Source organism: Streptomyces sp. NPDC049627, from assembly GCF_044465645.1.
GTDB lineage: Bacteria > Actinomycetota > Actinomycetes > Streptomycetales > Streptomycetaceae > Streptomyces.
The window spans coordinates 481,997-489,815 of record NZ_JBITLW010000008.1; the positions used below are offsets into that span (position 1 = coordinate 481,997).

At 72.3% G+C, this 7,819-nt stretch carries 6 protein-coding genes; 2 read left to right on the plus strand and 4 right to left on the minus strand.

Annotated features, from left to right (window positions below):
* Positions 1 to 11: 11 nt before the first annotated feature.
* Entirely contained in the window at positions 12 to 1,598 is a 1,587-nt protein-coding gene (locus ACIBU0_RS24290) for a GMC oxidoreductase (protein ID WP_398821684.1), read from the minus strand.
* A 174-nt stretch (positions 1,599 to 1,772) separates the two neighbouring features.
* Complete coding sequence (locus ACIBU0_RS24295) at positions 1,773 to 2,915, minus strand: glycosyltransferase family 4 protein (RefSeq protein WP_398821686.1); 1,143 nt, start codon at positions 2,913 to 2,915, stop codon at positions 1,773 to 1,775.
* Positions 2,916 to 3,036: 121 nt separating this feature from the next.
* On the opposite strand from ACIBU0_RS24295, the gene ACIBU0_RS24300 reads away from it, so the two are divergent.
* The gene (locus tag ACIBU0_RS24300) at positions 3,037 to 4,272 is read left to right on the plus strand and encodes a glycosyltransferase 87 family protein (RefSeq protein ID WP_398821688.1); all 1,236 of its coding nucleotides are present in this window, start codon (positions 3,037 to 3,039) and stop codon (positions 4,270 to 4,272) included.
* On the opposite strand, the gene ACIBU0_RS24305 is transcribed toward ACIBU0_RS24300, so the two are convergent.
* Entirely contained in the window at positions 4,233 to 5,555 is a 1,323-nt protein-coding gene (locus tag ACIBU0_RS24305) for an MATE family efflux transporter (RefSeq protein WP_398821690.1), read from the minus strand. The two genes, ACIBU0_RS24300 and ACIBU0_RS24305, sit on opposite strands and share 40 nt — an antisense overlap.
* 108 nt (positions 5,556 to 5,663) lie before the next feature.
* On the opposite strand from ACIBU0_RS24305, the gene ACIBU0_RS24310 reads away from it, so the two are divergent.
* Positions 5,664 to 6,194, plus strand: coding sequence for a PadR family transcriptional regulator (locus ACIBU0_RS24310; RefSeq protein ID WP_398821693.1), 531 nt, complete (start codon positions 5,664 to 5,666; stop codon positions 6,192 to 6,194).
* Between the two features lie 33 nt (positions 6,195 to 6,227).
* Here the strand turns inward: ACIBU0_RS24310 and ACIBU0_RS24315 are convergent, their stop codons facing one another.
* Positions 6,228 to 7,421: a hypothetical protein gene (locus tag ACIBU0_RS24315; protein WP_398821695.1), complete on the minus strand. Its 1,194-nt coding sequence runs from the start codon at positions 7,419 to 7,421 to the stop codon at positions 6,228 to 6,230.
* Between the last annotated feature and the right edge of the window lie 398 nt (positions 7,422 to 7,819).

A 7,819-nucleotide genomic window follows, 5' to 3' on the forward strand; every position in this document is an offset into this window, starting at 1 on the left:
CGTCACAGGCGTCATGGCGCGGTGTCCTCGGCGAGGACCCGCGCCATCGTCCGTTCCGCGAGCGCGGTGATCGTCACGAAGGGGTTCACCCCGATCGACCCCGGCACCAGCGAGCCGTCGGTGGCGTACAGCCGCGAGTACCCCTTCACCCGGCCGTAGTCGTCGGTCGCCTTCCCGAGCACGCACCCGCCCAGCGGGTGGTAGGTGAAGTCGTCGGCGAAGACCTTGTTGGACGAGCCGAACAGGTCGTACCGGTAGATCGTGGCGTTCGCCGCGTTGATCCGGTCGAACAGTTTCTTCGCCATGCCCACCGAGACGGCACTCTGCGCGGCGGTCCAGCCCAGCTTCACCGCGCCGGAAGCGGAGTCGTACGAGAACGACGCCCGCTCCGGATTCTTGGTGATCGCCAGATAGAGGCTGACCCAGTGCTCCAGTCCCGTCGGCAACGGAGCGATCTCGGCGAAGACGGGGTTGGCGGCGTTGGCCCAGTCGTCGATGCCCATGACCGGCATGGTCGACTGGTTGGCCCCGACGGTGTCCCACAGGTGGTTGGCCCGCCCGAGCATCACGTTGCCGTTGGTCCCCCACCCGGTGCCGACGCTCGCGTCCAGGGCGGGCAGCGTGCCCGACTCGCGGGCGCGGACGAGGAGTTCGGTCGTGCCGACGCTGCCGCCGCCGAGGAAGAGGTACGTACAGCCGTACTCCTTGGTCTCGACGACGGTGCCGGTGTTGTCGATCCGGTCGGCGGTCAGGACGTACGTCCCGTCGGGTGCCCTGCTGATCGACGTCACCCGCTCCAGGGTGTGGACGGTGACGTTCCCGGTGCCGAGCGCGGAGGCGAGGTAGGTCTTGTCGAGGCTGCGCTTGCCGTGGTTGTTGCCGTAGATGACCTCCTGTCCGAGCGCGGACCTGGTCGCTGTGCCGGCGGCCTCGCGCTGCATGTGGGCGAAGTCGTAGACGTTGGGGACGAAGGTGGTCTTCAGGCCGGTGTTCGTCGCGTGCTTGCGGGAGATCCGGGTGAAGCGGTACCACTCCGTGGACTCGAACCAGGCGGGGTCGATGGTGTTGACGCCCAGCATGGAGCGGGCGCGTGGGAAGTACGTGCTGTACATCTCCGCGGTGTCCACGGTCGGGAACTGCTCGGCGAAGTAGGACTGGAGCGGGGTGACCGCCATGCCGCCGTTGACCAGGGAGCCGCCGCCTACGCCTCGGCCGACGTAGACGGACATGTGGTCGTAGTGCACACGGTCGAGGACGCCCGGGTAGAGGCCGATGTCCTTGTTGACGACGTCCAGCCAGAGGAAGGTGGCGAGCGGGGCCTCGGTGCGGGTGCGGAACCACATGGAGCGCTGGTCGGGGGCGGCGGTGGAGCAGAAGACCTTGCCGTCCGGGCCGGGGGTGTTCCAGAGGCGGCCCATCTCCAGGACGATCGTGCGGATGCCGGCCTGGCCGAGGCGGAGGGCGGCGACCGCGCCGCCGTAGCCGGAGCCGATGACTATCGCCGGGGCGGATTCGACTGCGTCGGGCTCGGCGGCTTGGGCCGATTGGAGGGCGATGCGGGTGAAGCCGAGGGTGGCGGCGGTTTGGAGTGCCGCCATGCCTAGGATTTGACGTCTTGTCAGCTGACGCTGCATCAGGTTTGATGTCATGTGCGCAGCATGTGCGGATTATTGGGTTCCGCCTAGTGGGGTGCCAGGTATTCGTTGTTGACGTGTGCGGGTTGTTCGTGGCTTGTCGCGCAGTTCCCCGCGCCCCTAAAAAGGGGCGTTGCACTACAGCAGGGCTTGCAGCTTCTCCGCCAGCAGGTCCCAGCGCCACTTCTCCTCGACCCACTCCCTGCCCCGCTCCCCCATCCTGCGGCGCAGCTCGGCGTCTCCCAGGAGCGTGACGATGCGGTCGGCCGCCTCCTCCGGGGAGCCGCCCCTCACCACCCAGCCCGTCTCGCCGTCCAGCACCGCGTCCGGGGCACCGCCCGAGTCCCCGGCCACGACCGGCAGCCCGGTCGCCGACGCCTCCAGGTAGACGATGCCGAGCCCCTCCACATCGAGCCCGTTCCTCCGTGTCCGGCACGGCATCGCGAAGACGTCTCCGGCACCGTAGTGCGCGGGCAGCTCGGACCAGGGCACGGGCCCCGTGAAGCGGACGGAGGCGGCGACCCCCGTCTCGTGGGCCATCCGCCGCAGGTCCTTCTCGTACGGACCACCCCCGACGATCAGCAGCACGGCGTCCGGCTCGGCGGCCAGGATGCGGGGCAGCGCCTGGATCAGGGTGTCCTGGCCCTTGCGCCGCACGAGCCGGGACACGCACACCACCACCGGGCGGTCCGTCAGGCCCAGCCGTGCCCGCACCTCGTCGCCGCCCGACCCGGGATGGAAGGTCTTCTCGTCGACCCCCGGCGGCAGCTGCGCCATCCGTGAGGCCGCGTCCGGCGTCAGCGCGGTGGCGATCCGTGAGCGCGTGTAGTCGCCGAGGTAGGTGATCGTGTCCGTCGACTCCCCGATCCGCCGCAGCAGCTGCCGGGCCGCCGGCAGCTGGGCCCAGCCCGCCTCGTGGCCGTGGGTCGTGGCCACCAGCCGCTCGGCGCCCGCCCTGCGCAGGGCCGGTGCCATCAGGCCGAGCGGTGCCGCCGCCCCGAACCACACCGACGTGCACCCGTGCTCGCGCAGCAGCTCCACCGCCCGCCGCGTCGCCCCGGGCGACGGCAGCAGCATCGTCGTACGGTCCCGCACCACCGTGAAGGGCTGCTCGGCGTCGAAGGCGGCCGTGGCCTCGATGCCCTCGCGGCTGCGCTTCCAGGTGGAGGCGTAGACGACCAGCCGCTCCGGGTCGAGCCGCAGCGCCATGTTGTGCAGGAACGCCTGGATGCCGCCGGGGCGGGGCGGGAAGTCGTTGGTCACGATCAGGGTCTTGTGCATCGCCGCCGACCTTACCGAAGCCGCTGTTCACAGCCGGGGCTCGGCCGCGTTTATGGCCCGCACACAGCTGGACAGGACATCATGTTCCCCTCAAGGCGGGAAGCGAACGGCAGGGGAAGCGGTGGAGACGACGGGCACGCGGCGGTCCCTGGCGTGGCTTCTGGGGATCTGGTGCCTGACCAGACTGGTCCTGCTGCTCTGCGTGTTCAAGGTCTACGTCTTCCCCGGCCCGGACGTCACCAGCGACGTGTCGGTGATCTACCAGGGCTGGTACGACGTACTGCGCACCGGAACGTTCCCGCTGGACGACGTCACCTGGCAGTACCCGCCCGCCGCGGCCCTCGCGATCCTCTCCCCCGCGCTGGTGTTCTGGCTGGACTACGCGTCGGCGTTCTTCGTGCTCTGCTTCACCGCGGACCTGGCCGTCCTGCTCCTCCTGCTGTACGCGGGCCGGCGTCCGGACCGGACGCTGCGCGGGGCCTGGGTGTGGGTCGTGGGGGTGCCGCTGCTCGGGCCGACCGTGTACGCCCGCTACGACGTGATGGTCACCGCCGTCGCCGTGGCCGCGCTGCTCGCCGGCGCCCGGCACCCCCGGCTGATGGGCGCGCTGACGGCCTTCGGGGCCATGCTGAAGGTGTGGCCGGTGCTGCTGCTGGTCGCCGCCCGCAGGCGCGGCGCATGGGCGTCGGCCGCGCTCACCGCCGCCGGCCTGGCGGCGCTGTTCGCCCTCGCCATGCCCGGCGCCTTCGCCTTCCTGACCTTCCAGCGCGACCGCGGCACCGAGGTGGAGTCGCTGGGCGCCCTGGTCTTCCATGTGGCCCGGCACCACGGCTGGGACGGCCAGGTGCTGCTGAACTACGGCTCGGTGGAGTTCCTCGGCCCGTACGTCGACGCCGTCAGCACGGCCGCCCTCGCCCTCAGCGGCCTCGCCTTCGGCTGGCTGCTGCTGTGGCGGCTGCGGGCGAGGCGGTTCGAGGCGCACACGCTCGCGGACGCGGCCTTCGTGGCGGTGCTGATGTTCACGACGACCAGCCGGGTGATCAGCCCCCAGTACCTGGTGTGGCTGGTCGGCCTCGCGGCCGTGTGCCTGTGCTTCCGCGGCAGCCGGATGAGGCTCCCCGTCGGCCTGGTCCTGGCAGCGTCCTTCGTGACGGTCCTGGAGTTCCCGGTCTGGTTCGCGCACGTCGTCGCCAGTGACACCCTCGGCGTCACCCTGCTCTTCCTCCGCAACGGCCTGCTGGTCCTCGCCACGCTCCTCGCGGCCCGTGCGCTGTGGCGCTCGACGGTGACCCCGGCGACCCCCCTGCCCGTACCGGCTCAGGCCACCCGCGCCAAGGAAACCTCGCTGCCCTCCTGACGCCGGGCCCGCCGCAGCAGCACCAGCACCGCAGCGCACTGCACGCCCATGGAGAGCGCCAGGGCCAGACACACGCCGGGCAGCCCGAGCCCCGACAGGCCGTACGCGAGCGGGAGCTGTACGGCCGTACCGAGCACGGTCACCCGCAGCAGCACCGGCGCCTGCCCGCCCCCCTCGAAGACCCCGCCGAGCGCGATGAAGCAGGCCATCAGGACGAGGTAGGGCCCGACACAGCGCAGGAACAGCACACCGGCGTGGGCCACGGCGGGTCCGGCACCGAACGCGGCCATGATCCACGGAGCCGCAGCGCCGAGCAGCACGGCCGCCACCAGCCCCACGCTCCCGGACACCAGCACCGCCTGCCGCCCGATCGCCCGCCGCGCGTCCCGACCCGCGCCGAGCAGGTGCGCGGTGTGGATGGCGGCGGCCTGGCGTACGGCGTAGAAGGCCATGGTGGCGACGTACATGACCTTGTACGCGATCGAGTACGCGGCCACCTCCGTCACCCCCAGCCTCGCCACGATCGCGACCAGCACCAGCGCGCCCGCCTGCCGCACGGTGAAGTCGGCCGACATCGGCAGCCCGGTCCGCAGGGTCCGGCGCAGGGCGGCGCCGGCCGACTCGGCGGGCCGCGCCTCGGCAGCCGTGCGCAGCAGGCGATTCCGGCGCAGGGCGACCAGCCCCACGCCCAGGGCCACGATCCGGCACAGCACGGTCGAGACGGCGGCGCCCTGGACGCCGTAGAAGTGGATGAGGAACGGGTCGCAGACGAGGATGAGCCCGTTGGCCAGCAGGGCCAGCCGCATCGGGGTCCTCGTGTCGCCGGCGCCTTTGAGGATCCCGTCGAGAAGCTGCTGCGCGAAGAACACCGCCACCCCTGGCAGCGAGATCGCGAAGTAGCCCACCGCGAGCGGCACCGCAGCGCCGTCGCCCCCGCCGAGCACCAGCCGCGCCAACGGCTCCCGCAGCAGCAGCCCGCCCGCCACGACGACCGGCGTGACCAGCGCCCACACGGCCCAGCCTCCGCGCACCGCCGCCCGCACCGCTCCCCCGTCCCGCGCGCCCCTGGCGTGCGCGACCAGCACCGTCGTACCGGAGCCGAAGACGAGCGCCACGCCGAGCAGGACGTTCTCGGTGTTGGTCGCGACCGCCACGGCGGCCACGGCCGGGCCGCCCAGCCGGGACACCCAGACGGTGTTGATGATCCCGGCGGCGACGGAGGCGAGGAGCGAGAAGTAGACGGGCTGGGCGAGAGAAACGAGTTGCCTGCGGTGCGTGTTCACGGATGGGTCCCCCGATACGAGCTACCTCGATACGAGCTACCTCGTTTCGAGGTAGCTCGATAAGAGGTACCATCGACTCATCACGTACGCAAGGAGGACCGGAGGACCATGCTGGAGCTGTCGATCCTGGGGTTCCTGGCCGAAGCGCCCCTGCACGGCTACGAGTTGAAGGAGCGCATCAAGGCGCTGAGCGGCCATGTCCGGCCGGTCAGCGACGGCGCGCTCTATCCGGCGATCACACGCCTCATCAAGGCGGGCAAGCTCGACGAGCACGCGGAGCCCGGCGCGAGCGCCGCCCCGCGCCGGATTCTGTCCCTCACCGACAAGGGCCGCGAGGACCTGCTGGAACGCCTGCGTCACCCCAAGCCGGTCGACATCACCGACCAGGTGCGCTTCAACACCGTCCTGTCCTTCCTGCGGCACCTGCCGGACCGCCGGGAACAGGCCGAAGTGCTGCGCCGCAGGCTGGAGTTCCTCACCGCGCCCACGAGCTTCTTCTACGAGGGCGGGGAGCCGGTGCGGGCGGAGGAGGCCGAGGACCTGTTCCGCCGGGGCATGCTGCGGGTCGCCCGGGCGACCGGCGAAGCGGAGCGCGCGTGGCTGACGGAGGCCGTCGCGCAGCTGGATCAGCCGAGTTGAGCGCGCGGGATCAGGCGAGTCGGGCGCGCCGGGTCAGGCGAGTCGAGCCCGGAGGTAGTCCCGCCACTGCGCCGTGAAGTCCTCCAGCGACGTACCCAGCACGTCCTTCAGCGCTCCCTCGACCGCCCCCGCCCGCCGCTCGTGCGCGCCCACGGCCCGGTAGAACTCGACGAGTCCGACCTCGCCCCAGCGCTCCGCGATCATCCGGCAGGCCATCCAACCGCTCTCGTACGCCCGTGCCAGCCTGCCCGAGTCGCCGGTGAAGCCGAAGTCCGCGTCGGACGGGAGTGACTGCGGGCCCCGGCCCTCGGTCACCGCACGCCACAGTTCGGGCGCGGCCTGGGACGGGGAGCGGCCGCTGCCGAGGTAGCCGACCCAGTCGGCGTAGCCCTCGGACAGCCACAGCGGGGTGGCGGCGGTCGTCTCGGCCCGGGTGGCGACATGGGTGGTCTCGTGGGTGAGGACGACCTGCTTGGCGGTGGCGCCGAGCACGCCGTACGCGTCGGGGTTGACGATGATGCGGTCGGCGGGCGCGTTCGCCGGGGCACCGGTCTCGCCGGTGGTGACCGCGGCGATCCCGCGGTAGGACGACGCGGGCGAGCCGAGGAGGCCCGCCATGCCGGCCAGTGACTTCGGGACGAGGACCACCACATGCCGGGCCCAGTGCGTGCCCCACGCCTGCGACACGGCCGGCACCGCGTCGTCCGCCAGCTCGGCGTACGACCGCAGCGCCGCGGCGGACTGCCCGACGCCCAGGACGAGGCTGTGCTCACCCCGTGCGATGCTCACCGCGCCCTGGTCCCACAGCTGCTGGGCGGAGCCCTTCGCGGGCCGCTCGGCCCGGACGTACCAGTGGCCCTCAGCGTCGAGGCTCAGGCTCAGTGTGCGGCCGGCGGTGACGGGAGCGCGGTCGTAGCCCTGGACGCGGTAGTGCAGCTCGGCCTCGGCGGTCGCGGTGTCGCCCGTGCGGCGCAGGCCGGTCAGGCGGTACGACCAGTCGGCGAGGGGCAGCGCGCGCAGGTTGCCGAACCAGTCCCGCGCGCCCGCGCCCAGGAACGCCGCCTCGTCGCGGTCGAGTATCGCCGCGGACCGCCGGTCGAGGACGCGCTGCACCTCGGCCCTGGCGCTGTCGGTGCCGGGCCGCCCGCCGCACCCCACGAGGGAGACGAGCAGCAGACACAGCGCGACGACCATGCGCGCTCCCGGCACCCGCCTTCGACCAGCCATTTCCCGATCGTACGGCGGGAAGGGCACACGAGTCAGACCCCCGTGCGGCCCCACGGCACGATGCCGCCCGCCCCGGCGGCGAGCCACCCGGCCCCGCCGCCCCGGACCGAGACCGGCCGACACGGGCGCGCTCCCCCAACCGCCGCCTCCCAACCGCCATGGGCGAACCGGCCGACGCGACATCGGTCACAGCCCGGCCACCAAGCCGCTCAGCCCGACCACCTGCGCCGTCCCGGGCGCCCCCATGCACAGCCACCCGGACCACACCGACCCGGATCCAGACCGACCGACACGGGCGCGCTCCCCCCCAACCACCGTCGGCGAACCGGCTGGCACGGCATCGGCCACCACCCGGCCACCAAATCGCTCAGCCCGACCACCTGCGCCGTCCCGGGCGC